This is a genomic window from Mycolicibacterium pyrenivorans, from assembly GCF_025821625.1.
Lineage (GTDB): Bacteria > Actinomycetota > Actinomycetes > Mycobacteriales > Mycobacteriaceae > Mycobacterium > Mycobacterium pyrenivorans.
The window spans coordinates 17279-39881 of sequence record NZ_JACKSH010000292.1 but is presented as its reverse complement, the minus strand read 5'-3'; the positions used below and the strand labels follow the sequence as shown (position 1 = coordinate 39881).

Below are 22603 nucleotides of genomic sequence, written 5' to 3'. Positions count from 1 at the left end.
AAGCTGGACAGACCAGCGGATTCACGCTGCCCACCCACCGCAGCACAGCAAAATCAGTCTGACCGGACCTCAACAGGGTCGATCCACGGATTGAGGCTAAGTTATGAGCCGGTCAGTCGCCGCCTCACGCGGTCAGTTGTGTCCTGAATGCCCAGGTCAGGTCACTTAATGCGTCTCCAGTGTCATTCTCGTTCGGCCTCATCTCACGCTTTACGCACTGTTTCGTTCACAAATCCGTTCACACCGGGGCCAGAGTCTCTTGGCTTGGTGGAAGCCGACTGACAGCAGCCGGTGCTCGTCTTCCCACAGCTTCGGGGTGACGCGGGCGGAGTCCTGGGCAATCTGCTCGAGAATGCGCTGCGGCACACTCCACCGGGCGGTTCTGTCGAACTCGGCTGTGTCCGCGACGGCGACCGGCTGACGATCGCCGTCGCCGACAATGGCGAGGGAATCGCTGCCGAATGCATCACCCGGGTATTCGAACGGTTCTACCGCGCCGACGCCGCCCGCGACCGCGAGCACGGCCGCTCTCGGCCGTACCGGCCGCAAACCAACGGCAAGGTAGAAAGATTTCACCAAACCCTCGGCGACGAATGGGCCTATACCCGGCTCTACACCAGCGACGCCCAGCGCTGCGAGCAGTTCCCGATCTGGCTACACACCTACAATTACCACCGCGGCCACACCGCACTCGGCGGCCAACCACCCGCCACCCGCATACCTAACCTCTCAGGTCAGTACAGCTAGTCGCGCTCAGAATATCCGCATGCCGCGCAATCTTGCCGCGTCAACAAAGGGTTTTGTGTGCTTGCCGATGCTGGAGGGTTCTATCTCGGTCACCGGATCGGGGCCAGTCCCGTCGTCTGTACGCCGCAGCCACATCGCGTAGTTGTCGCCCAGCGTCGTACCCCATTTGGACGGGTAAACAATCCCGTGCGGACGCTCCCCGTCGAACAGAACCGTCCGGTCTCGAATCCACGTTGCGATGCCCGTCGTGAGCTTCTTCAGGTCTTCGGATGAGCTGGTCAGCTCGCTGAGGGTCAGGTGCTCGACCTCACACTCAGCCAGCAGAGTCGAGCCCAGCCGTTCGGAAAGCACCGAGATCGATTCGGCGCCAGTGACGTCGACGAACCAACCGCTGTAGGGCAATTGAAGTTCGTAGAGGGAGCGCATTTCCCGCCAGCCCTTCGAGATTGACCGGTAGGGCATCGCCCCGTGCTGTGGCAACTCCTTCGCAACCTGCGCGGCGAACGTCGCGGCGTCATCGGGCTCCACGTCGTCGAAGAGGTCACTCAGCAGCGTCGCCGGCGGGTCCGGTCGGATATACTCCAACACTTCAACGAAAGCGCCTGTCGCCGAGGAACATCCGTATATGGTTCGCCCAGGCGTATCCCATCGCGACCAGTCCTCGACCGGATGTTCACCCGGAACGCGCGGGGGTGGATTAACCGGACCGTACTGCGTCCGAGCCACTCGAAAGACACTCTGACCCGAACTCGCAACGATGTTTAGCCCACTCGACGCGCAGATAGTCGCACCCACCAACGACACCCGCGCCTGCCTCTCTGTACACAGCGAACGGGCTGAGTATAGGAAGAGTCGACGTCACGAGTGACTAGGCATGGTAGGTGTCGGTGATAAACGCGTCCGCGGCGCGAAAGACAGCACCAAACTGATCTTCGCGTAGCAGTTGCGCCGGCGTGATCCCGTCTAGGCGAGGATTCGCAGAAATCAGCCAGTTCCGGGCAACCTGGTCGTTTTCGGCTTCCTCGATCAGCCAGAAGACGGTATGCGTTGCCGTCAGCCGCCGCGCTTTCTCAGTCGAGGGTTCGGCGTGGTTGCGCTCCCCCGGAGGGGTGGCCCACCGGGCTGGCATCGCACGACTTCGTGAACTGGCGATATACGCCGTCAGGGTGGGTCCGAGGCGCGCCAGAAGGTAGGCGACAACCTCGTGGGTGTCCATCCGCGCGGTGTCGTCCCCAGCCTTGATCAACAAGTCGGACATCTCGCGAGCACCTCCTTCGTCAGCAGCGACTCTACAGCGCCTAACCATAAAAGCGGCGAGAATAATCCGCAAAGTGACTCAACAAGCTCCACAAAACATACACATAATGCGCGTTATTTGCCGTCTCAGACACCCTGTCGTGCAGGTAGACGCCCGATTACAGCACCTAAGACGCCGCCGCCACTACCCAAGCAAGTGGCATATCCCGGCGAATGCTCGCGGATGTCGTCGAGGCGCCGTAACGGCACCGTGCAACACGAAATACTCGAAGGACAACGGGCCGTCGCGTTCGCAGCGGGCGATGCGCCTGAGATCAACGTTGACTGCCGCGTGGACGTGGGCCGGTTGGCGGCACCGGTCCGCTATGGACTGGCGGCGACGCTTGAGGTTGCCCCGACCATCAGAGTCGACATCCACCAAGAAGTACGTCAACAATTGCAGGTCCGACTGCGCACCAGGACCCGCCGACACGCGTATCCCGGACGAATGTCTGCGACCGCTCTTCAGCAGCGAGCAACGACCCGCGAAATCGCTACATTCGCCGACGCTAAGTGCGAGCGGGCGTCCTACCGCACGGCCAAGCGGCGGTGGTCGAGACTCAGAGGGTGGCATCGACGGCGTCTACGTAGGAAGACAGTAGTTGATGACAAATGAATCTCGGTCGTGTTGAGATGTGGTGTCATGCAACCGCTGTCGCGGGTGGCGCTGTCATCCTGGTTCGGTGGCGCCAAGGACAGCGAAGAAAACCGACAGCCGGTTGGCGGCTCGGCTCGCCGCGCTCGCATCGCTGGGCGCCGCGGTCATCCACTTCGCCGTCGTACCCACCCACTGGCAGGAGTGGATGCCAGCAGGCTTGTTCTTCGCAACGATCGCACTCTTCCAACTGCTCTGGGCGCGCCTGGTTCTCGCACGAACCACGACTCCTGTGCTTGCTGCCGGCATCATGCTCAACGTTGGAGCCATTGCTCTTTGGGCCCTGTCCAGGACCGTGGGAGCCCCGTTCGGCCCCAGCGCGGGAGAAGCGGAATTGGTCCAAGCCGCGGACCTTTGCGCACTGCTGCTTCAAATCTACATCGTGATGGGCGCCAGCTGGGTGTGGTACCGCGGCCTGCAAGGACAGCCGGTACCGGTGTTCGGCAGCGCATTAGTGCTCATGGGCGCCGTCGGTGTCGTGACGCTGGCGTCCACGGTGGGCGTTGCTTCAGGACTGCAGCACGGCCATGCGCCAGCGAGCGCGGACGGTGGCCACCACGGGACGACCCCCGAGGATGGGCACGGCGAGCACGACGCGACGACCCCCGACGATGCGCATAGCGATCACCACGGCGCTGGCGCCGAGCCCGCGGAGGGTAATGATCATGGGACGAGCAGCGAGCATGTTCAAAGCCCTGACAGCAATCACGAGCCGGCCGCCCCGCCGCCCGTCAACGAGCCTGCCGGCGAGTCGGCTGCACCGGCGACGGCCGAAGTTCCGGCCCCACCCGCGGTGCCTGCGCAGGACGACCACGGCGATCATGATCACCGCGAGTAAACACCTGACTTCTCCGCTCGTGTGAGCACAGGCGTCAAACTAAGCTAACGCATCTCTGAGACCGGTCCTGAGCCGGCACGTGTCCTGGGACCACGAAGCCGGCCTTTAGCCGGATCATTCAAGCGCCGCCGTGTCGGTGACCGCGACGATTCACGGCATGAGCACGACTTCTCCGACATCGACGGCGGCTACCGCGGCCCAGGCGGTGGCCCGCTACGGCTACGTGCCGTTCATGCTGATCGGCCTCAACGGCGCCGGCATCGTCTTCACCGCCGGCGGCGCCCAGAAGTACTGGCTGCTGGCCGTCCTGGTCGTCGCGATCACGACGACGTTCCTGGTAGAGCTGGTCATTCCGTATGACACCGCGTGGAACCGTGACCGGGCCGACAGCACGCGCGACCGCATCCACGTCGCGGTCAACGAAACCCTCATCCTGGCAAGCGTGGCCGCCATCCCGCTGCTGGCCGCGATCGTCCCCGCACCGCCGTTGTGGCCACACAGCTGGCCATTCATCGCACAGGTCCTCGCCGCGATCCTGGTCGCGGACCTCGGCATCACCGTCGTACATCTGGCCAGCCACAAGATCGGTGTGTTGTGGCGCTTTCACGCGGTGCACCACAGCGTCACCCGCTTCTACGGCCTCAACGGCCAGATGAAGCACCCCCTGCACCAAACCGTGGAGATGGCCGCCGGCGTCGCACCGCTGATCCTGATCGGGCTGCCCGTCGACGTAGCCTCCGTACTGGCGCTGGCGGTGGCAATCCAGCTGCTGCAGCACTCCAACGCCGACTACCGCATCGGCCCCGCCAAGTATGTCTTGGCCCTCAACGAAGGCCACCGCTTCCACCACCTCAAATGGGCCGGCGTCGGCGACGTCAACTTCGGCCTGTTCACCCTGGTGTGGGACCACCTGATGCGCACCTACGCCTACGACGCCACATGGCGATTCGACTCCACCCAGCTCGGCATGGCCGCCAAACCCGACTACCCCACCAGCTATCTGCGGCAGATGATCTACCCGTTCACCCACGCCAGCGGCTGCAGCCTCAAGTCCTTGACCACGGCCACGACGGCCGACGGAAACGCGCCGATACCGCCATCCGGCCAAGGCTCGACGTATCGTCTGTAGCCGTCGGGCCCCCGATTCACCGGTGCAGCGTGGCTCGACCCGCTAGCCAGCCTCGCCGCGGTCGACGGCAACGACAGACGGCTCCACCACTTTCGGCTGGGACCAACAGACGGACGCGCCCCCGATTTTGGCGGTTGTGCAAGCCCGAGGAGCCAGCTTTTAGTGCCAGCTTTATCGAATCTTCATCGAAGGACTAAGAAAGCTAAACGACTCAAGAGCACTCTTGAAGGCATACCCGTAAACGGTGCACCGTCGCCCGCGACCGGCCCTCGCGACGCACCAGGCGGTGCCACCGCCCGTTAGCCGATGACGAAGACCCGATACGGAGAGCCTCACTCATGCCGCAGATAGGCTGCCCACCAGCGTTTCGAGCGACGACGCACTGGTTGCGCACGACCGTCCTCGCGGTGGCGGTGCTGCTGATCGCGACCGCCTGCACCTCGTCTCCGGCGGCGGCGCCCACGCCCGACGTCATCACCGACAAGGGCACGCCCTACGCAGACTTGCTCGTACCGAAACTGGAAGCGTCCGTGACTGATGGTGCGATCGGCGTCGCTGTCGATGCCCCCGTGACCGTTACCGCCGGCGACGGTGTTCTCGGCCAAGTGTCGCTGACCAACGAGGCGGGCGAACTTGTTGATGGGCAGCTGAGCCCCGACGGCGTTACCTGGTCATCGGCGGAACCGCTGGGCTACAACAAGCAGTACACTCTGCAGGCGCACGCACAGGGGCTTGGCGGAACGACCAGCACCAGCGCAACATTCGAAACCCATTCCCCCGAAAACCTGACGATGCCCTACGTCTTGCCCAATGACGGCGAAACGGTGGGCGTGGGTCAACCCATTGCGATTCGCTTTGACGAGAACATCACGAACCGGGTTGCGGCGCAGCAGGCGATCACCGTGACCACGAACCCCCCGGTTGAGGGCGCCTTCTACTGGCTCAGCAATCGTGAAGTCCGCTGGCGCCCCGCCGAATACTGGGAGCCCGGAACGCACGTTGAGGTGTCGGTGGAGGCTTACGGCGTCGACTTCGGCGACGGACTCTTCGGCCAGGAAGACGTCACCACACGATTCACGATCGGCGACCACATCATCGCCACCGCCGATGACGCCACCAAGACGATGACCGTGCGGCGCAACGGCGAAGTCGTCAAAACCATGCCCATCTCCATGGGCAAAGCCAAAACGCCCACCGACAACGGCGCCTACATCATCGGAGACCGCTACTCCTTCCTGGTGATGGATTCGTCCACCTACGGAGTCCCCGCCAACTCGCCCGACGGCTACCGCACCGAAGTCGAATGGGCCACGCAAATGTCCTACAGCGGCATCTACGTGCACTCTGCCCCATGGTCGGTGGGTAGCCAAGGCATCGCCAACGTCAGCCACGGATGCCTCAACGTCAATCCAGCCAATGCCCGCTGGTTCTACGACAACACCCGACGCGGCGACATCGTGGAAGTCATCAACACGACCGGCGCAACCCTGTCAGGAACCGACGGACTCGGAGACTGGAACATCCCCTGGGAGCAATGGAAGGCCGGAAACGCCAACCTCTGAGCATCGGAAGTTAGTGACACCGGGCTGACATGCCCGGGTGCCCAGCGTCGCTGAACCCCTTTCTCCGCGGCGCATTTGGGGTCACTCCTGAGACGCCGTTGCCGTACGGGCGGTTGTCGGCGTGGCTGGAGCTCATCGACTCCCCGATGACCGAAGGCGGCGCGCTACCGCCGACGAGGCTTCACGTGACCGCGCGGGGCAGAATTGTTGCTACCCCCGACGACGGCCCATAGTGCCTCCTTCTCCGAGAAGCTCGCACAGTTTGCGTTCATCGGCGCGCTATTCACGCGCGTCCTCCCGACCGTAAAAACGGTTCTAGTCCAGTACTTGCCGCATCCAAACCGAGCTGCCGCAGCGAATTTCACCATTGTAATTATGTGGCTACTGTTACTGGTGGGGCTTTTGTGAGTTACGCTTTTCTACGTAGGAGCTACGTATTTTGGTGCTGCGCCGTACTTATGCGATTCAGCCCCGCTATTGGTGCGTGTGATAGCTCACCGCGCGGCGCACCGAGGAGAAGACATGGAATCACACGTCCGGAGCAAGGGTGCTCCAACTGCCCGCGCTGACCGCTGCGACCCCACAATCCTTGTAGCAGCACAGGCGGTTCGGCGGCTCTCCGGTGTGATCGCCATCGTCGTCTTGCTTTTCCTTGCGTGCGCACCGGTCGCGTCGGCCCAACCTGCCGCCGGCCCTTGGGATCCACTGCTTCCTAAGGTGGCGAGCGCAGGCGCTCCCGGTGATCCGGTTGCCATCGCGAACGCCTCTCTTCAGGCAACGGCCATGGCGACGCAGACCGCCATGAGCATGGGTCGCAACTTCCTCAGCAGCCTGGGGCTCGTCAGTCCCGCCGCGGATCCGTCGACGAGCGTGCGCGGAAACCGGGTCAATGGTGCGCAAGCGATCGAGTACGTAATCCGGAGGGCGGGAACGCAAATCGGCGTTCCCTACTCCTGGGGTGGCGGAAGCCTCACCGGTCCCAGCCGCGGCGTCGACCAGGGGGCAGGCACCGTCGGCTTTGACTGTTCAGGCCTGACACGGTTCGCCTTCGCCGGCGTTGGAGTTCTGCTCCCGCGATGGTCCGGTGATCAGTACGACGCCGGCCGCAAGGTGCCACCCTCCCAAGCGAAGCGGGGCGATCTGCTGTTCTGGGGCCCGGGCGGGAGCCAGCACGAAGCTATCTATCTCGGCGGCGGGCAGATGCTCGAGGCACAGCAGACCGGCGTGCCAATCAAGATCTCCCCAGTGCGCACGTCAGGGATGACGCCCTACGTCGTTCGCATCATCGAAAGCTAAGTCCTCGCCGCAATCTGTCACCAGCTGCATCACTGCGGCGCACCAGGCACTCGCTGCCCCCACTTAGCCGGTCAGACAGTAACCGGTCCCGCGCACCGTACGGAGATACCGCGGTGAGTGTGGGTCCTCACCCAGCTTGCGCCGAAGATTACCCACATGCACCCCCAGAGTGGACCGGCCACCGTCGGACGCATCCCCCCACAGGCTCAGCTGCAATTGACGACACGTCACCGGTTCACCGGGACTCTCCGCCAGCGTGCAGAGAATCTCAAACTCCGTGCGGGTGAGCGGCAATGGCTCGTCGCGGAGGAACACCCGACGCGCGGCCACATCAATACGGAGATCTCCGATCTCACGGCGATGCGTCTCGTCGCCGTGGCCGCCGCCACGTGGTTCGCCGCCGACACCGCAGCGCCTCAGCGCCAGCCGAATTCGCACGTTCAGCGCCTCGATGTCGCCCACACAGACGACCCCGGTACTCACGAGCAGCGGCGTAATATCGCCGTCGCTGAGAGCAACCACGCCGACTTGAGTTTCCTGACGGATGCGGTCAAGCATGGCCGTGCCCAGCCCCTGAGTGCCGACGCCCACCACGACCACATCGGGATCACGCTCGCGCAGCCCTGTGAGTGCAGCACCTGGCGAATAGGCCACCTCCACGGCGAAACCGCCGGCGCGTAAGTGTCGCGCCACGGTGGCCGCATAGATGCGTCGAGGCTCCACCAGTAGCACACGGATGCGGCCAGCGGCCGCCACTGGCGGTACGGAACCAGCGACATAGCGGTGCGACTCGATCGTCGTGGCATTCTCCTAGCCGTTCACGAAAACTAAAGCGCGCCTATGCATCCTCACTGCACCGCCTACGAGACAGCCTACCGCCATCTATGTAGTTACTACGTAGATGGCGCGCCGACCGGGATATTTAGCGCCGGGTCGCGTCATCAACGGCCTTCGGCGTTGATCCCAGCCGTCCTCGCTGATCCAGGCGTTACAGCGCAACCGCCAACAGCAAGCCTTTGCACTGGTCATCTACGGTTTGACTCCGTAGATAATCTACGCTGTGGACGCAGGCGTCAGGCGGTCAGCGAAGACTTTGCTGGGTGGGCCGATACCCGACCGTCGAAGGGTTCTCGTCCGTCGAAGTGCGCATTGGCCGACCCGAACCCGGATCAGAGCTAGGGGCACCTAGTGGTGGCAGAGCACCTGGATGAATGCCGGTGTGGCGAGCATCGTGGCGATGGCGGCAACCAGGAGAGCGCGATGACGCCACTGCACGTGCCGACGCGTCGGGGTGACTAGTCGCTCGGCGCGGGTGATGATCGCCATTGCCGCCGCGGCCAGACCTTCGGCCACCGGAGGTCGGTGACCGGCCAGCGCGAGCAACCCCGCCAGTAGAGGACGAGTGCCGACGCGACGAGCGGCGGTATCGTCGGCGCACATCTCCAGCAGTTCCGCCACAGCCTGATGTGCGCAGGCGAACAAGGGCAGGTGGGGAAGGGTGGCGGCGAGGGCACGCAGCACCATGAGAATGTGGTGATGATGCCCTGTTAGGTGAGCATTCTCGTGGGCCAGAACCGCTTTCAGTTGCGCTCGGTTCAACGATTTCACGGCCGCCGAGGTGACGACGATGGCATGGGGGCGGCCGATGACACAGTAAGCGGCGGGAAGGTCCGCCTCGACGACAACGACGTGGGGATGGTCGGTGGGCCGACCGACGATCCGCGCGGCGTGTGCGTGCTCGTGGCTTCGGGTGCGCAGTCCGGCCAGGCAGCGACCCAGTCGCAGCGCCACGACCGCCGAGGTCAGCAGCCCCCCGCCGATGAGCGCAATAGAGCCGAGGCGTCCCGCCAGCGGGGTGTGATCGGAGAACCCAAACAGTTCCAGGCAGAGGGTCACGACCGAGCCGTCGAGGATGCTGTTTGACGTCGCGTTGACCACCAGCACCACTGCCGCCAGCCATGCCGCAAGCACGGCGGCAACCGTGGCCAGCCAGGCGGCCACACCCATGGACGGGCTGACCCCGCCACCAGTAAGGCGCCGCAGTACCGGTGGAGCAAGCCACGCCAGCACTGCGCCGTAGAGCACCAGCCACAGCGCCGTCGTCATGATCGCCGCCCCTTACGCAGCGCCGCCTTCAGTTGGGCTGATTGCTCTGTACTCATCTGCTCGACAAAAAATGCCAGCACAGTGTTGGTGTCGCCGCCGGAGTCGAAGGCAGCTTTCATCAGCCGCGCCGACCGCTCTTCACGACTCATCGCCGCCCGGTACACATAGGCCTTGCCGTTGCGCTGCCGTTTTAGCCACCGCTTGCGATACAGGTTGTCCATGGTCGACAGCACCGTGGTGTACGCGATTGGCCGCTGCTCAGACAGGTCCTCGAACACGTCGCGTACGGTGACCGGCTCCTGGTGATACCACACCCAGTCCATGACCACCGCTTCGAGATCGCCGAATCCTCGCTGTTCCATCCGCCGCAACTCCTGCTCGCTCTAACGAGGTGGCCGATTCGCACAGGGCGGCACCCTGCAGCCTCCTAATGTAGCCGCCAACAGACCAGATGTCGGGGACCTCGCCGTGGCTGCGCAACCGATTTCGCCCCGGCGTGCGTCATCGAATCGGATCCAAGGCACCGGCACCTCGGGCCAACAGCAGATCCTGCCGGCCGGTCAGGTGTTACCGAGTTGAGACTGTGACAGGCGTTTCTCCTGATGCTCCAGTGATGTACGTTCCAAATACGTACTATGCCACTACGTACTTACAGCGGTAGTAGGCCGTCAGACATGACACGTCGGCGCACTGCCCCGTCCGACTCGCGGCCACCCGGCAGCCGCCCCACTCAGGAGAATTGATGCGGCGCCTCACTTCACTTCTCATCGCCGGGGTACTTGCGTCAATGCTGGTGCTGCACACCTCGGGCGTCGCAACGGCCGGCCACGGAAGCGAACCTGATGGTGACAGCGAAACGGTCGCAGGACTTGTCGCCGCCGTCGCCGAGGTCAACCAGCACGTCGCCGATATCGGCGCGGACATCCAACACAAGCAGGAGAGCGTCAATCGGGCCCTGGTTGAGCTTGCCACCGCCCGCGAGGCGGTCTCCGAGGCGCACCGCAGACTCGCCGACAGCGAGAAAGCACTCGCCGACAGCCAAACCGCCATCGACGCGACGCAGCAGCGTTTCGACGAGTTCGCCGCCTCGACCTATATGAACGGTCCCTCGCGCTCACTGCCGCTGGCAAGCAGCCCTGAAGACATCCTCTCGGCAGCCTCGACGCAGCAGACCTATCTCCTTGCCTTCGGCAGGGTCAAAGACGATCTTCGCCGAAGCCAGACTGAACGCGCCAACCGACTCTCAGCCGCCAAGCAGGCCCGGCTGGACGCCGACGCCGCAGCGGCCGAGGCGCAACGACGGCAGGACGGTGCAGTCGCGGAACTCGTTGCCGCGCAACGCGCATTCACCAATCAGCAGTCCGACCTCACCCGGTTGGCCGCCGAACGCGACTCCGCACAAACCCGACTCACTACTGCCCGACCGGTAGCAGCCACCACGCGCCAGCCCACGGCCGCACAACCCGGTACCCCGGTGCCGCCGAGCGGCCAATGGGACCGCTCCAGCCCGGCACCGGCGGACAGCTCGGGCACCGGCCAGTGGGACACCACGCTGCCGATGGTGCCCAGCGCCAATGTGGCCGGCGACCCCATAGCCATCATCAACGCCGTCCTCAAAATCATGGCGACCTCGCTGCAACTCACCGCCGACATGGGCCGAAACTTCCTCACCAAACTGGGCATCCTCTCCCCCGCGACCGCTGCTGCAGATCCCGGCATCACCAATGGACGCATCCCCCGCCTGTACGGCCGCCAGGCCTCGGAGTTCGTGATCCGACGAGCCATGTCACAACTCGGCGTTCCCTACTCATGGGGCGGTGGCAACGCCAACGGGCCCGCTCGGGGAATCGATCAAGGAGCCAACACCGTCGGCTTCGACTGCTCCGGCCTCATGCTCTACGCCTTCGCTGGAGTCGGCATCAAACTCGACCACTACTCCGGATCCCAGTACAACGCCGGCCGCAAAGTACCGTCATCGCAGATGCAGCGCGGCGATCTCATCTTCTACGGCCCCAACGCCAGCCAGCACGAAGCCATGTACCTCGGCGACGGCATGATGCTCGAAGCCCCCTACACCGGGTCAGTGGTCAAAATCTCCCCCGTACGCAGCTCCGGCATGACGCCCTACGTCACGCGCTTGATCGAATACTGACACCCCGCGCGAGCGCTACGTTGGCCGCGTTGCTGACCAGTCACTCCGCCCCGACTTGGCCGCTGCGAACAGGCTCCTCTATTGCCTCACGCCGCTGCCTGCGGCGCGGCCGGCCAGAAGCGTGGAACAGGGCCGTCGCGCCGGCGGCTCACATCACGACAATGACGGCGCACAGGATCAGCCACGTTTGCCACCCGAGACTGTTCGGGCAGACGTCCATCAGCAAGCGCATATCAGGCCCTCCTCCACAGTGAGCGTCTCCCAGCCGAAGGACGCAATCGGCATGAGTCTCGTAAAGATCTGCTGAAGATCGCGCCGCTTCGTGCGGTCTGCGCCGCCGCGGCTGCTTCAGCGGGCACCATGCGGGATATGGATAACCACCCGGGTACACCGCCTGAGCAGGCGAAGGGATACCGCGCCCTGGTCGTCGACGACGAACTTCCCCTGGCCGAAGTGGTGGCCAGCTACCTGGAACGCGAGCAGTTCGAGGCGGTCGTGGCCGGCAACGGCGTCGACGCGATCGCCGTCGCGCGCGACCTCGATCCCGATGTCGTCATCCTGGACATCGGTCTGCCCGGCATCGATGGTCACATCAGCGTCGTTGTGGACCGCGTCGCTGCTCGCAGCGCTCGGCGATGACTGAGAGTCTGTTGTCGCATTCGAACAGGCAGTGATGAACAGGGCCGACGCTGCCAACGCCGCAAACCCAGTTCCACATCGCTTGTGCTGCATCGCGCATCCTTCTTATACAACTTCGTGACACCAGGCCACGCGGCAAGCGCTCTCGCAGCCTCGGTCCAGCCTCAAGATTCCGAGTATGGGTCGGTTCGTGTCCCGATGAAGACTTGATGAAGAAGCCTCACTGTCCTGTCGGTACGCGCAGCCCTGCCCAGGGCGTCATACCAGCGTCGCGCCGTTGCCCTGTGCCGCCCATCTACTATTGCACTACGTAGATAGTCCGCGACCGGAAGGTTTCTAAGTCGATCTGTGCGGTGTGCATAGCCTCAGTGGTCTGCTCGGCTGGCGGGACAGCTCATTCATGCGGGCCAGTGCGTCCGATGCCGGATCGGCGTTGACGTCGCTGACGACCGCGACACACAGCAAGGTCGCAACAGCGACCGCACCAGCGAACGGGAGATCCGCCGGATCGGTTCAAGGATCACGACGTCGGATGTCCTTTCGTTGCGCAGGAACCAAGTACGGTCTCGATACGTAGATCACAGTTAGGGTTACGGACGTACGTGGCGGTTGTCCACACGGAGCCACTGCCGCACCGCACGGTAAGCGAAATCGGTCAACCTACTGCCAACGTACGTAGGTAGTAGATCTGAAAGTACTCGTCGTGCTTCTTGGGTTGCACGGCGGAAGAATCTAGGCGAGGAGACCGGTTATGGAGCGGCGGCTAGTGCGCAAGCTGGGACTGATGTTGGCCGCGACTGGCCTCGCCGGCGCACTAATGCTGAGCACCGGCTCCGCCGCGGCGGAGCCGCCCCTTCCCGGACCGCCGGCGCCGATCGATCCGATGGCAATGCCGGGATCCCCGCCAGAACCGTTCGTCCTCTCCCCCGATTCGATCCAGGGTCCGCTAAGTGATCCTTCACGGCCGGCGCCCCCGGCTGGGCTTGTTCGCGCCGCCGACGTTCAATCCCGTCAATGGCGCGATGGTCGGTGTGGCCAAGCCGATCATCATCAACTTTTAACGGCCGATCGCCGACCGCGCGCTGGCCGAGCAAGCCGTTCACATCTCCTCCAACCCGCCCGTGCCCGGGAAGTTCTACACGATGAATGACACCCAGCTTCGGTGGCGGCCCATCGACTTCTGGCCCGCCAACACAACGGTGAACATCGATGCCAGCGGGACCAAGTCGAGCTTCCGGACCGGCGATGCGCTCGTCGCAACCATCGATGACAGCACTCACCAGATGGAGATCATGCGCAACGGCAAGCTGGAGAAGACTTTTCCCGTCTCTCTCGGTAAGAAGGGTTACGAAACCCCGAACGGCACCTACTACGTGTTGGAGAAGTTCGCGTATATCGTCATGGACTCCTCGACGTACGGCGTCCCCATCGATTCGGCTGAAGGCTACAAGCTGAAGGTGCAGACGCAGTTCGCATCGACAACAGCGGCATATTCGTTCACAGCGCGCCCTGGTCAGTCAACGATCAAGGCAAGCGCAATGTCAGCCACGGGTGCCCCAATTTGAGTCCAGCCAACGCTCAATGGTTCTATGACAACTTCGGCAGTGGAGACCCGGTCGTCGTCAAGAACTCCATCGGCACCTACAACCAAAACGACGGCGCCCAAGACTGGCAGATCTAACGAAGGCACTCCCAGTAGGTGGTGCGACAGTCAGCAAGGCGCCTTTTTGCCCCCATCACGTACACCTGACGAAGTTCTCGACGTACCAGTCCACCGGGCCGCGGTTGACTCACTACTGGTCGTGGTTGTGATCAACGCCCGTTTCGTGGTGAAGCGACTCAGGCGAAGGAGCCTCGACAGGCGCCGGTGTCGCTGGCGTGCCGGCTGACTCGACGACCGGCTACGTAGCGGGTGGCGCCGCACGACCGTGATCGTCCGCGTGTCCGATCGTGGTGATCGGGTTTCACACCGCCGGCTCGTGATGACCGTGCCGCAGACCGGATGCGACGCCTACCGCCGATGCCAGCACCGACGCCGACGCCGACGCCGACGCCGACGCCGACGCCGACGAGAACGATCGCGTTGGCCGCCATAGGGCCTCTGGGCGAATCAGACAGGGACTTTCGTCGTACCTATCACCTACGTAGTTCCATGGGCATCGCCAGGGTAGAAGCGCATGCTTGAGGGCGGCCCGAACGGAAGGACCTCGAGATGAAAACACAGTACCTACCCTGGTACGCCTTGGCCTTGGCCGCCGCTTTCGTAACTGCGCTGGCCATCGGTGTTCCGCTGTCGACGTCGGCGCTGCTGCTCTTTGCGCTGGCATGCCCATTGATGATGATGTTCATGATGGGCGGAATGGGCGGCGGGCACGGTAACAACACTAAGCATGACCGGTCCGATACGCCGGAGCACCGCGACTCTGCGGGACGGTCATAAACCTCCACGTCCATCACCGATCAGGAGGTCTTGGCGATGGCAGATGCAGCCTACGGATTATGGCCGCTGGTGATCGTGAACACGTTGTTGTTCATGGCTTTTGGGCTGAGCTTCTTTCGTCCGAGAACGCATCGAGATTGGCGGGCGATGGGCGGCTACACCGCGTTCTTGGTGGCGTTGTTCACCGAGATGTACGGCGTCCCGTTGACCGTGTACCTGCTCGGCGGCTGGCTGGGATCGCGCTTCCCGCTCCTACGTGACACCCACGCCGGCGGGCACCTGTGGAACGACCTCATCGGCTGGACCGGCGACCCGCACCTGAGCCCCTTTCATCTGGCCAGCTACGCGGCGATCGGTGGCGGTTTCTGGCTGATCGCGGTCGCCTGGCGACACTTGCATGCGGCCGCCCAAGCCGATCGACTCGCCACAACCGGCCCGTATGCCTGGGTACGTCACCCGCAATACGACGGCTTCCTACTAGTCATGCTCGGCTTCTTGCTGCAGTGGCCGACGATTCCCACACTGATGATGTTCCCAGTGCTGGTTTACGTCTACGCGCGGCTGGCGCGCAGCGAAGAACGCGACGCGGCGGACCAATTCGGCCCCGCATGGAACGCGTACGCGGCACGCACTCCGGCATTCGTGCCGCACTTGCGATCTCGTCCCCAAACCGTGCCGGAAACCGCTCACTCCGGTGACAGCCGCACCGCCTGGCATCGCCCGACACCGCCGCCCCTGCCCACCGGCGCCTCGCCACCGCCCAGCACCGACGGCTCCCACGGAGGAGGTCGGTCATGAATCACACCACTGGGACCGACGCCATAACGAAGCTGCCGGTGGTCGAGGCCGCCGCCGCGGTGTTAACGGCCGGCGGTATCGAGAAGTCGTTTCGCCGCGGCACCTGGCCGATCTCGCACCACCGGCAGGTGCTGCGCGGCGTCGATCTGACGCTGCAGCCTGGCGAAGTGGTCGGTCTTGTTGGGGAGAACGGCTCAGGCAAGTCAACAATCATGAAGATCTTGGTTGGCGAGCTTGCCCCAGACGCGGGCACGGTGGTCCGCTCCGGCGTGCTGGGCTATTGCCCGCAGCAGCCGGTGGTGTATGAACGCCTGACCTGTGATGAGCACATTGAGCTGTTCGCGCGCGCCTACCGTATGACGCATGAGGGCGAACGGCGCGCGCGCCGAGATCTTTACGAGGCGTTGGGATTTGAACGATACGCCGGCACACGGGCGGATCGGTTGTCGGGCGGCACGCTGGCCAAGCTCAACCTGACATTGGCGATGCTGGCCGACCCGCAAGTGCTGCTGCTGGATGAGCCCTATGCCGGCTTCGATTGGGACACCTATCTGAAGTTCTGGGATCTGGTGGCCCGTCGTCGCGACGACGGACGGTCGGTGCTGATCATTAGCCACTTCGTCGCTGACGAGCACCGCTTCGATCGCATCGTCAAGCTGTGTGACGGGCGGCTATGCGAGGGACAGTACGGAGGGCAGGGGGTCCCCAGTGACGACCGCAGCCCATGAGCAGTGGCGGCCGACGCTGCTGCTGACCCGCAGCTTCATCGCCGACTATGTTCGCAACCCGGTGAACCTGATCATGCTGGTCCTGGTGCCGCTCGTGTTCGTGCTGGTCGCGGCCGGTTCGATCGCCGACGCGATGGAACTGTTACGGGGACGACCCGGCATCGCAACCCAAACGGCGACCGCCGGCTGGGCAGCTGGCTTCCTGTCGGGGCTCGCAATGTACTTCCAGATCCGCTCGGCGCGACGCGCGGACAAGCGGTTGCAACTGGTCGGCTTACCAGCGGCGCGGTTGCTCGCTGCCCGGGCCGGCACCGGTCTGCTCATGGCGGGACTCGTCTCGGGAGTGGCGCTCGCCGCGTTGGCCGTGCGTGTCGGTATCGACCATCCGGTCCGGGTGATCGTCGGTACGCTGATGTTCTCGGTCATCTACCTGGCGATCGGTGCGCTAGTAGGGATAGCGGTTGCCAATCCGGTCAACGGTGCGGTGATCATCTTGTTGATCTGGATGATCGACGTGTTCGTCGGGCCTGCCGGCAGCGGCGGCGATTACGTGTTCACTCGCTGGTTTCCCACTCACTTCGTCACGTTGTGGATGGTCGACACGCCCTCGCACCACGCTGGACGGCTCGGCGATCTCGGCCTCGCCTCGGTTTGGATGCTCGGCGCTCTTGCTGTGGCCGGCGCGTTGGTGGCGGCGGGTTCTCGCACCGCGCGACGGCGTCAGCGCACGGCCGGCCAGTTACCGACTGCGCTGAGGTTCGGTCTGGTCGATCTGCGGCGAAACGGCGTGCTGCTGGTGCTGCTAGTTATTGTGCCGGCGGCGTTCGTGCTGCTGGCGAAGGTGACCACGCCGGGGCGATCTCTAATGGTGTCGGTCACCGAGAACGGCGCCGTTTCAAACCAGTCGTTCTGGTTTCCCGAGGTACACGCCGGAGCGATGGCCCCGATCGGCATCGGTGCGCTGGCTGCACTGGTTGGGATGTTCGTAGTGGTCGATGCTGCCGGCGGGGACCGACGCCTGCGGCTGGCCGGCTACCGCACTGGCGTGGTGCTGGCTGCCCGATTGGGCGTGGTCGCCGTAGCCGCCATCGTCATCACGGCGGCCACCATGGGGGTTACCGCGACCGTCTTCGACGCCAGGCAGTGGCCGGGCTACATTGCCGCCAACCTGCTGATCGCCGCCATCTACGCCCTGATCGGTGTAGTCATCGGGCCACTGCTGGGCAAGGTCGCGGGGGTGTTCGTCGCATTCTTGATCCCTTTTCTCGATCTGGGAATCATCCAAAGTCCGATGCTCCGCCCTATACCTCAGGAGTGGGCCCAGTTTCTTCCCGGGTACGGCGTGACCAGGTTGCTATTCGATACCAGTCTCACCTCACGTTTCGACGAAACCTGGCCATTACTAACTGGGTTCGTCTGGCTGGGTGGGCTATTGATCGTGGCCTCAGTGGTCCTCACCCGCGGCGGGAAGTCGACCTGATGATCGCCGCCGCATGGCTGTTCGGCGTCGGTGGCGCGATCCTCGTCGGGATTGGCGGGTTCTTTCTGTTGGCCCGGCCTGCACTGCTGCCCGAGGACTTGCGCTATCTACGCCGCACCGCGGGCGAGATCGATGCTGCCGTACCGAGCCTGCGTGAGTGGCTGCGTCTGGTGTTCATCGTCCTCGGCGGATACGCAGTGGCTACCAGGACACTCACCATCTACCTGGCAGCCACCGACATTCGTAATGCCGAGTCGTCGGCAGTGGCGGTACTGGCGGTCGCCGGCGCATCGTCGAGTGGGGTCATGGCGTTGGTAAATTTCGCGCTGCACTCGACATTTCGGTGGCTGCTTTCCGCTGCGGCGGCACTCTGGATCGTGGCGACGCTGGTGGCGGTGGTGTCGTGACCTTCCGGGAGTGGGCCTGGCAGGTGCCTCGTCCCTGTAAGCACCCCGGCGTCCACGCCACGGGCTCTTTCCAACAAGTCCCGGAACACATGGGTCGGCGGGTGCACATGAATACCGCGCTTCGTCGGTCACCGAGTCGCCGGGCGTCATGGTGAAGGATCACCCTGTCACGTTCGAGCTGGTTCTCGGCCATCTACGGAAGCGAACGTTTGCGGTACTTTCGACGACTGACGAAGAGGGCAAACCGTGCTCAGCGGGAGTCAACTACCGCGTGTCTGAGCTCGGCGGTGCCATCTCCATCTTCGTTATGACCCGCCGGCACCTGAAGAAGGCGCGCAATGTCGTGCGGCATCCGCGGGTCTCGCTCGTGGTTCCGCTGCCGAGGCGGCTCCTGTGGTTCCTCCCACCAGCAACCCTCCAGTTGAGCGGACACGCGAAGATCCTCGACTGGACTGACGACGAAGGGCGGGATGCCTTCCGCCAGTTCTGGATAGGCCGCCGAATCCTCAAGGCTTACGAAGAGTCTTACCGCCGCGGCGAAACGCGAATCTGCTTCTTGAAGATCACACCAGATCCTGCGATCAACACCTACATGGTCGGCTCCAACATCTGGCAGCTCAGGAATCACATGGAATCAGGTGCGGCCAAAGTAATCGACCCGCGCGGGAACCCATGAGCAACGGGGCGGGTCGGCTTGATGATCATGCGGCGGGCTGATGCGCCGCACGCGGGAGGGCCAGTCGGCGCGCTGAATTGCACACCCTCGACGCCCACGCGGGCGGGCCCGGTTATGCAGCTGAGGTATCCGTCGCACTTCTGGTGACGTTGGCCCCTTGACAGATTGATACCCCATAGGGGTATATTGCTTCTTATACCCCTATGGGGTATTAGGGAGGAGGAGTCATGGATACGGCGACACCCGGGTATACAGCCTCGAAGGACGCACATCTCAAGCGACTGCGCAGAATCGAGGGGCAGGTCCGCGGCCTTGCGCGCATGGTCGACGAGGACGCCTACTGCATTGACGTGCTCACCCAGATATCGGCGGCAACCAAAGCGTTGGAGTCGGTGGCGTTGTCGCTTCTAGACGAACATCTGTCCCACTGCGTCCGTGACGCAATCCACCAGGGCGGCGACATGGCCGAGCAGAAGATCAATGAAGCCTCGGCAGCAATCGCGCGGCTCGTCCGCTCCTGAGCACACATCCGAAACCGCCCATCCCGCAAGCGAAAGTGGACAGAAATGACCCGACAGCTCATCGTCACCCTGCCCCTGGTCCCGTCCACCTCCTCGGGCTGCAGTTGCTGCGCACCGAGGTCCTCGGACACACGCCCACCAGCAACGCTCGAGGAGAACGCCATGAGCACCACCACAACCACCAAGTCCTACTCCGTGACCGGCATGACCTGCAGCCACTGCGTCGCCGCGGTGAGCGCAGAACTCGGTGCACTCGCCGGTGTCACCGACGTTCATGTCGATCTGGTTGCCGGCGGCATATCCACAGTGACGGTTTCCAGCGACACACCACTGACCACAGCGCAGATCACCTCCGCACTCGATGAGGCCGGCGACTACCGCCTATCCAACGATCAACCTCGCTAGCGCTTCGACCCTGCGCCGTACCCGAACCAAAGGACAGAGCATGAGCCTGCCGAATCACGTCGTCGGTGTCGATCAACCCCACAGCATCGAGTTGTCGATCGGCGGGATGACCTGTGCATCGTGTGCAGCCCGGATCGAAAAGAAACTGAACAAGATCGATGGGGTCGAGGCCAGCGTCAACTACGCGACCGAAAAGGCCAAGGTGGACTACCCCAACTCCGTCGATCCGGCAGTGTTGATCGCCGCGGTGGAAGCGACCGGCTACACCGCAACCGCCCCCGCGGCGCCGAACGACGCGGCCCCGACCGATTCCGGCCGGGACGCGGGCGAAGCCGACTCCTTGCGGAGCCGATTGCTGATCTCCCTGGTGCTGACGGTGCCCGTGATCGCGATGTCGATGATCCCCGCGCTGCAATTCACCAACTGGCAATGGCTCGCGCTGACCTTGGCCTCTCCCGTCGTGGTGTGGGGCGCCCTGCCGTTTCATCGCGCAGCCTGGGCCAACGCCCGTCACCGCGCCGCCACGATGGACACCCTGATCTCACTGGGCGTCAGCGCCGCGTACCTGTGGTCACTGTGGGCGCTGTTCATCGGACACGCCGGCATGCCGGGGATGAGGATGGCCTTCAGTCTGCTACCCGACGCGGGTTCCGAGACCGAGCACATCTACCTCGAAGTCGCCGCCGCGGTGACGGTGTTCATTCTGGCCGGCCGCTACTTCGAGGCGCGCGCCAAGACACGATCCGGTGCCGCGCTGCGGGCCCTGCTCGACATGGGCGCCAAAGACGTCGCCGTCGTGCGCAACGGTACCGAAATCCGCATTCCAACAGCAGAACTTAGCGTCGGAGACGTGTTCGTGGTGCGACCGGGTGAGAAGATCGCCACCGACGGGGTGGTGACCGACGGCGCATCAGCGGTCGACGCATCGATGCTCACCGGGGAATCCGTGCCCGTCGAGGTCCGTCCCGGCGACCACGTCACCGGTGCCACCGTCAACGCCGGTGGGCGACTGCTCGTCCGCGCCACCCGAATCGGCGCCGACACCCAACTCGCGCAGATGGCGCGCCTGGTCGAAGACGCCCAGAACGGCAAGGCATCGGTACAGCGCCTGGCCGACCGGGTCTCGGCGGTCTTCGTGCCCATCGTCCTGGCGCTGTCGGTGGCAACGCTGGCTGTCTGGCTGCTCACCGGCCATTCGGCGACAGTCGCGTTCACCGCGGCGGTCGCCGTCCTGATCATCGCCTGCCCGTGCGCGCTCGGTCTGGCCACCCCCACGGCCCTCATGGTCGGCACCGGCCGCGGCGCCCAACTGGGCATCCTGATCAAAGGGCCGCAGGTGCTCGAGTCCACCCGCCGGGTCGACACCATCGTGCTCGACAAGACCGGAACCGTCACCACCGGCCGCATGAGTCTCGTGGGGGTGTACCCGGGCGCAGGCCAGAACTCCGACGAGCTCCTCGAGTTCGCGGGAGCCTTGGAGAGCGCGTCTCAACACCCCATCGCCGAGGCGATCGCCGCTTCGGCCTCCGCCGGCGGCGCGTTGCCAGCGGTCGAAGACTTCTCCAACCACAACGGCTACGGCGTCAGCGGCGTCGTCGCCGGCCATGCGGTCCTGGTTGGACGGCTCAGCTGGCTTAATGACGACTGGTCGCTGACAGCCCCCGACGACCTCGCCTCCGCCGCCGAACACGCTGAGTCCCAGGGCCACACCCCAGTGTGGGTGGCGTGGGACGGGGCGGTGCGCGGCGTGATCGTCGTGGCCGACACGGTGAAGCGCACCTCCGCGGACGCCATCGGCCAATTCCGCAAGCTCGGCCTACGTCCGTTTCTGCTGACCGGCGACAATCGGCGCGCCGCCCTCGCAGTCGCCGCAGAGGTCGGTATCGACGCCGACGACGTGATCGCCGAGGTCCTCCCTGCCGGCAAAGTCGACACCATCAAAAGCCTGCAAGCGCAGGGGCGAACCGTCGCCATGGTCGGCGACGGCGTCAACGATGCCGCCGCACTGGTACAGGCCGATCTGGGCCTGGCGATGGGCACCGGATCCGACGTCGCCATCGAGGCATCCGACCTGACACTGGTACGTGGTGATCTGCGCGCAGCCGCCGACGCCATTCGATTGGCCCGGTCAACCCTGCGGACCATCAAGGGAAACCTGTTCTGGGCCTTCGCCTACAACGTCGCCGCACTTCCCTTAGCGGCGCTGGGCCTACTCAATCCGCTGATCGCCGGCGCCGCAATGGCCTTCAGCTCGGTCTTCGTGGTCAGCAACAGCCTGCGGCTTCGCCGGTTCACCAGCAGCGCATCCCCTGGGCAGACGGAAGACGTCCACGTTGCGACAGTGCCGCCAGGGGGCGACGAGTACCGCAGGGCCCACACCGCACCATAACCCCAGGCTGGGCACCTCACGCTCAGCAAATACGCCCGCGGCGCGGGACTCCCCCGCCGCGGGCTTGGGTGCTGGCGTCAGTTATCGGCGGACAGCCTCGCGCAGAATCGCCAATCGTTCGCGGTACTGCGTTTCGTCGATCTCGCCACTGGCGAATCTCGCCGCTAGCAGTTGTTCGGCTGTGGGCGCGTCACCGCGTGGCGCTTGTGAGCTGCCCGTCGTGTATCTGATCAGAGCGACGATACCGACGATGATCAAGCCCCAGAACAGCACCATCCCGACGCCCATCCCCGCGTATCCCCACCAACCCATGTCGTGGTCGTACCAAAACATCATGAC

General features: G+C 64.2%; 20 protein-coding genes and 3 pseudogenes. 17 read left to right on the top strand and 6 right to left on the bottom strand.

The genetic code is table 11. The features are described 5' to 3' along the window. Nucleotides 1-330 precede the first annotated feature (330 nt). Nucleotides 331-747 (top strand): annotated as a pseudogene (locus H7I57_RS32160) (integrase core domain-containing protein); the annotation flags it as partial. A 6-nt stretch (nucleotides 748-753) separates the two neighbouring features. Here H7I57_RS32160 and H7I57_RS32155 read toward each other — a convergent pair. Next, entirely contained in the window at nucleotides 754-1335 is a 582-nt protein-coding gene (locus tag H7I57_RS32155) for an RES domain-containing protein (RefSeq protein WP_234935307.1), read from the bottom strand. A gap of 280 nt (nucleotides 1336-1615) precedes the next feature. Further along, the gene (locus tag H7I57_RS32150) at nucleotides 1616-2005 is read right to left on the bottom strand and encodes an antitoxin Xre/MbcA/ParS toxin-binding domain-containing protein (RefSeq protein WP_013470149.1); all 390 of its coding nucleotides are present in this window, start codon (nucleotides 2003-2005) and stop codon (nucleotides 1616-1618) included. Nucleotides 2006-2678: 673 nt separating this feature from the next. On the opposite strand from H7I57_RS32150, the gene H7I57_RS32145 reads away from it, so the two are divergent. The 4 genes from H7I57_RS32145 to ripB all read left to right on the top strand — a co-directional run bounded on the left by H7I57_RS32145 (nucleotide 2679) and on the right by ripB (nucleotide 7523). Beyond that, nucleotides 2679-3536, top strand: coding sequence for an ICP22 family protein (locus H7I57_RS32145; RefSeq protein WP_011767917.1), 858 nt, complete (start codon nucleotides 2679-2681; stop codon nucleotides 3534-3536). A 157-nt stretch (nucleotides 3537-3693) separates the two neighbouring features. Next, nucleotides 3694-4665 carry a sterol desaturase family protein gene (locus H7I57_RS32140; RefSeq protein WP_011767916.1) on the top strand — a complete coding sequence of 324 codons (972 nt, stop codon included), beginning with the start codon at nucleotides 3694-3696 and terminating at the stop codon, nucleotides 4663-4665. Nucleotides 4666-5003: 338 nt separating this feature from the next. Further along, a complete protein-coding gene (locus H7I57_RS32135) occupies nucleotides 5004-6227 on the top strand; it encodes a L,D-transpeptidase (RefSeq protein ID WP_011767915.1) in 1224 nt (407 codons plus the stop codon). A 522-nt stretch (nucleotides 6228-6749) separates the two neighbouring features. Beyond that, nucleotides 6750-7523 (top strand): NlpC/P60 family peptidoglycan endopeptidase RipB, encoded by a 774-nt coding sequence (gene ripB / locus H7I57_RS32130; protein ID WP_011767914.1) that lies wholly within the window; start codon nucleotides 6750-6752, stop codon nucleotides 7521-7523. 63 nt (nucleotides 7524-7586) lie between these two features. Here the strand turns inward: ripB and H7I57_RS32125 are convergent, their stop codons facing one another. The 3 genes from H7I57_RS32125 to H7I57_RS32115 all read right to left on the bottom strand — a co-directional run bounded on the left by H7I57_RS32125 (nucleotide 7587) and on the right by H7I57_RS32115 (nucleotide 9991). Beyond that, nucleotides 7587-8279, bottom strand: coding sequence for a winged helix-turn-helix transcriptional regulator (locus tag H7I57_RS32125; protein ID WP_011767913.1), 693 nt, complete (start codon nucleotides 8277-8279; stop codon nucleotides 7587-7589). Between the two features lie 429 nt (nucleotides 8280-8708). Continuing rightward, nucleotides 8709-9629 carry a M56 family metallopeptidase gene (locus H7I57_RS32120; RefSeq protein WP_011767912.1) on the bottom strand — a complete coding sequence of 307 codons (921 nt, stop codon included), beginning with the start codon at nucleotides 9627-9629 and terminating at the stop codon, nucleotides 8709-8711. Next, on the bottom strand, nucleotides 9626-9991 hold the full coding sequence (locus H7I57_RS32115) for a BlaI/MecI/CopY family transcriptional regulator (protein ID WP_011767911.1): 366 nt from the start codon (nucleotides 9989-9991) through the stop codon (nucleotides 9626-9628). Before H7I57_RS32115 ends, H7I57_RS32120 begins: the two co-directional genes overlap by 4 nt. A 380-nt stretch (nucleotides 9992-10371) precedes the next feature. Here H7I57_RS32115 and ripA point away from each other — a divergent pair, with 380 nt between their 5' ends. The 12 genes and pseudogenes from ripA (at nucleotide 10372) to H7I57_RS32050 (ending at nucleotide 22264) form a co-directional block, all read left to right on the top strand. After that, a complete protein-coding gene (gene ripA, locus H7I57_RS32110; protein WP_011767910.1) occupies nucleotides 10372-11781 on the top strand; it encodes an NlpC/P60 family peptidoglycan endopeptidase RipA in 1410 nt (469 codons plus the stop codon). 360 nt (nucleotides 11782-12141) lie between these two features. Next, nucleotides 12142-12369: pseudogene (locus tag H7I57_RS32105) on the top strand (response regulator transcription factor); the annotation flags it as partial. A gap of 802 nt (nucleotides 12370-13171) precedes the next feature. Further along, nucleotides 13172-14101: pseudogene (locus tag H7I57_RS32095) on the top strand (L,D-transpeptidase). Nucleotides 14102-14632: 531 nt separating this feature from the next. Further along, nucleotides 14633-14860: a DUF2933 domain-containing protein gene (locus H7I57_RS32090; RefSeq protein WP_011767907.1), complete on the top strand. Its 228-nt coding sequence runs from the start codon at nucleotides 14633-14635 to the stop codon at nucleotides 14858-14860. A gap of 36 nt (nucleotides 14861-14896) precedes the next feature. Next, on the top strand, nucleotides 14897-15658 hold the full coding sequence (locus H7I57_RS32085; protein WP_011767906.1) for a methyltransferase family protein: 762 nt from the start codon (nucleotides 14897-14899) through the stop codon (nucleotides 15656-15658). Then, the gene (locus H7I57_RS32080; RefSeq protein WP_011767905.1) at nucleotides 15655-16386 is read left to right on the top strand and encodes an ABC transporter ATP-binding protein; all 732 of its coding nucleotides are present in this window, start codon (nucleotides 15655-15657) and stop codon (nucleotides 16384-16386) included. The genes H7I57_RS32085 and H7I57_RS32080 overlap by 4 nt, the downstream gene beginning before the upstream one ends. Further along, nucleotides 16367-17866 (top strand): ABC transporter permease, encoded by a 1500-nt coding sequence (locus H7I57_RS32075; protein ID WP_011767904.1) that lies wholly within the window; start codon nucleotides 16367-16369, stop codon nucleotides 17864-17866. Before H7I57_RS32080 ends, H7I57_RS32075 begins: the two co-directional genes overlap by 20 nt. Next, nucleotides 17866-18273, top strand: a complete 408-nt coding sequence (locus tag H7I57_RS32070) for a hypothetical protein (protein ID WP_011767903.1) — start codon at nucleotides 17866-17868, stop codon at nucleotides 18271-18273. The genes H7I57_RS32075 and H7I57_RS32070 overlap by 1 nt, the downstream gene beginning before the upstream one ends. Nucleotides 18274-18421: 148 nt before the next feature. Then, nucleotides 18422-18949 (top strand): pyridoxamine 5'-phosphate oxidase family protein, encoded by a 528-nt coding sequence (locus tag H7I57_RS32065; protein ID WP_011767902.1) that lies wholly within the window; start codon nucleotides 18422-18424, stop codon nucleotides 18947-18949. A 227-nt stretch (nucleotides 18950-19176) separates the two neighbouring features. After that, complete coding sequence (locus H7I57_RS32060) at nucleotides 19177-19470, top strand: metal-sensitive transcriptional regulator (protein ID WP_011767901.1); 294 nt, start codon at nucleotides 19177-19179, stop codon at nucleotides 19468-19470. A gap of 162 nt (nucleotides 19471-19632) precedes the next feature. Further along, nucleotides 19633-19875, top strand: coding sequence for a heavy-metal-associated domain-containing protein (locus tag H7I57_RS32055; protein WP_011767900.1), 243 nt, complete (start codon nucleotides 19633-19635; stop codon nucleotides 19873-19875). 40 nt (nucleotides 19876-19915) lie between these two features. After that, a complete protein-coding gene (locus H7I57_RS32050; protein ID WP_011767899.1) occupies nucleotides 19916-22264 on the top strand; it encodes a heavy metal translocating P-type ATPase in 2349 nt (782 codons plus the stop codon). Nucleotides 22265-22345: 81 nt separating this feature from the next. Here H7I57_RS32050 and H7I57_RS32045 read toward each other — a convergent pair whose 3' ends face one another. After that, a complete protein-coding gene (locus tag H7I57_RS32045; protein WP_011767898.1) occupies nucleotides 22346-22600 on the bottom strand; it encodes an SHOCT domain-containing protein in 255 nt (84 codons plus the stop codon). Nucleotides 22601-22603: the final 3 nt, after the last annotated feature.

What these genes read in the sequence shown, in the direction of transcription:
- H7I57_RS32150 (WP_013470149.1), bottom strand. Translation starts at nt 2,005, where the DNA reads ATGTCCGACTTGTTGATCAAGGCTGGGGACGACACCGCGCGGATGGAC.
- H7I57_RS32140 (WP_011767916.1), top strand. Translation starts at nt 3,694, where the DNA reads ATGAGCACGACTTCTCCGACATCGACGGCGGCTACCGCGGCCCAGGCG.
- H7I57_RS32135 (WP_011767915.1), top strand. Translation starts at nt 5,004, where the DNA reads ATGCCGCAGATAGGCTGCCCACCAGCGTTTCGAGCGACGACGCACTGG.
- ripB (WP_011767914.1), top strand. Translation starts at nt 6,750, where the DNA reads ATGGAATCACACGTCCGGAGCAAGGGTGCTCCAACTGCCCGCGCTGAC.
- H7I57_RS32120 (WP_011767912.1), bottom strand. Translation starts at nt 9,629, where the DNA reads ATGACGACGGCGCTGTGGCTGGTGCTCTACGGCGCAGTGCTGGCGTGG.
- H7I57_RS32115 (WP_011767911.1), bottom strand. Translation starts at nt 9,991, where the DNA reads ATGGAACAGCGAGGATTCGGCGATCTCGAAGCGGTGGTCATGGACTGG.
- ripA (WP_011767910.1), top strand. Translation starts at nt 10,372, where the DNA reads ATGCGGCGCCTCACTTCACTTCTCATCGCCGGGGTACTTGCGTCAATG.
- H7I57_RS32090 (WP_011767907.1), top strand. Translation starts at nt 14,633, where the DNA reads ATGAAAACACAGTACCTACCCTGGTACGCCTTGGCCTTGGCCGCCGCT.
- H7I57_RS32085 (WP_011767906.1), top strand. Translation starts at nt 14,897, where the DNA reads ATGGCAGATGCAGCCTACGGATTATGGCCGCTGGTGATCGTGAACACG.
- H7I57_RS32080 (WP_011767905.1), top strand. Translation starts at nt 15,655, where the DNA reads ATGAATCACACCACTGGGACCGACGCCATAACGAAGCTGCCGGTGGTC.
- H7I57_RS32070 (WP_011767903.1), top strand. Translation starts at nt 17,866, where the DNA reads ATGATCGCCGCCGCATGGCTGTTCGGCGTCGGTGGCGCGATCCTCGTC.
- H7I57_RS32065 (WP_011767902.1), top strand. Translation starts at nt 18,422, where the DNA reads ATGGTGAAGGATCACCCTGTCACGTTCGAGCTGGTTCTCGGCCATCTA.
- H7I57_RS32060 (WP_011767901.1), top strand. Translation starts at nt 19,177, where the DNA reads ATGGATACGGCGACACCCGGGTATACAGCCTCGAAGGACGCACATCTC.
- H7I57_RS32055 (WP_011767900.1), top strand. Translation starts at nt 19,633, where the DNA reads ATGAGCACCACCACAACCACCAAGTCCTACTCCGTGACCGGCATGACC.
- H7I57_RS32050 (WP_011767899.1), top strand. Translation starts at nt 19,916, where the DNA reads ATGAGCCTGCCGAATCACGTCGTCGGTGTCGATCAACCCCACAGCATC.
- H7I57_RS32045 (WP_011767898.1), bottom strand. Translation starts at nt 22,600, where the DNA reads ATGATGTTTTGGTACGACCACGACATGGGTTGGTGGGGATACGCGGGG.